Here is a 1,257-nt window from a genome sequence, read left to right on the forward strand (position 1 = left end):
ATCAGCACGCCCTCGAACATGTTCACCACGACGATCGACACGGCGGTGACCACCAGGATCAGAGCCTCGCCCCGGTGCGCCCGCCACAGGGCGACGGTCCGGCGGAACGGGATCAGCTTCCAGCCCGCGTGGACCAGGACGCCCGCCAGCGCGGGCAGCGGGATGAACGCCAGCACGGACGGCAGCAGGGCCGCGAACAGCTCGGCCAACGTCCAGGCGGGCGCCCGGACCAAGGCGTCCCGGGTGCTGCACGGCGTGTGGCTGCTGCTGTTCGCGGCCCTGCTGCCGTCCGTGCTGGCGTTCATCCCGCTGCCCGCGCTGGCGGGCGTCCTGGTCCACGCGGGCTGGAAGCTGATCCCGTTCCGCCGGACCGTCGCCCTGTGGCGGGCGCACCGGGGCGAGGCTCTGATCCTGGTGGTCACCGCCGTGTCGATCGTCGTGGTGAACATGTTCGAGGGCGTGCTGATCGGTCTGGCCCTGTCGGTCGTCAAGACGGCCTGGGAGGCCTCGCACGCGAGGCTGGAGGTCACGGACAAGGGCGCGGGACCGATCCGGGTCCACCTGTCGGGCAACGCGACCTTCCTGCGGCTGCCGAGGATCCTCGACGCCCTGGAGGCGCTGCCCGAGGACCGCCCGGCCGAACTGGACCTGTCCGAGGTCCACCACCTCGACCACGCCTGCCGTACGGCGCTGGAGAACTGGGCCGAGCGGCGCGGCGCGGTCGGCACCGCACCGGTGAGGGTCACCGGGGACGGGAGGACCGCGCTACCGGAGACCGAGGAGCCGGCCCCCGCGCCTCCGGCGTGATCCGCCGGACGGGTCCGGCGCGCCGTGCCGCCCTCCGGTCCGGGGGGCGGCATGGCCCCGGACCGGAGGGCGGGCATATCGTTGCAGAAGCGGATGAAAGCGCACGGAACTGGCCTCTGGACGGGAGGTCGTCATGCTCGAGGAGCTGCTCACCGCGGCCGTCGCGACCGGCGCCGCGGGCCTCACGTACCTCGTCGCGGCGGCGCGGGTCGTCAAGCAGTACGAGCGGGGCGTGGTGCTCCGGCTCGGCCGGCTCCGCCCCCAGGTGCGCGGGCCCGGATTCACCATGATCGTGCCGTTCGTGGACCGGCTGCACCGGGTGAACCTGCAGATCGTCACGATGCCGGTGCCGGCCCAGGAGGGCATCACCCGGGACAACGTGACCGTGCGGGTCGACGCGGTGGTCTACTTCAAGGTGGTGGACGCCACCGCGGCGGTCGTCAACGTCGA

The 1,257-nt window shown here is 72.9% G+C and carries 1 protein-coding gene and 2 pseudogenes; 2 read left to right on the top strand and 1 reads right to left on the bottom strand.

What is annotated here, in order from left to right; genetic code table 11:
* A pseudogene (locus B7L92_RS42925) lies at positions 1-200 on the bottom strand (SulP family inorganic anion transporter); the annotation flags it as partial.
* Here B7L92_RS42925 and B7L92_RS31840 point away from each other — a divergent pair.
* Positions 199-807 (top strand): annotated as a pseudogene (locus B7L92_RS31840) (SulP family inorganic anion transporter); the annotation flags it as partial. The pseudogenes B7L92_RS42925 and B7L92_RS31840 overlap by 2 nt on opposite strands.
* A 133-nt stretch (positions 808-940) precedes the next feature.
* On the top strand, positions 941-1,257 hold a 317-nt coding region (locus tag B7L92_RS31845), incomplete at its 3' end, for an SPFH domain-containing protein (RefSeq protein ID WP_255311230.1).

Origin of the sequence: Streptomyces viridosporus (genome assembly GCF_002078235.1) — a bacterium.
Classification (GTDB): domain Bacteria; phylum Actinomycetota; class Actinomycetes; order Streptomycetales; family Streptomycetaceae; genus Streptomyces; species Streptomyces viridosporus.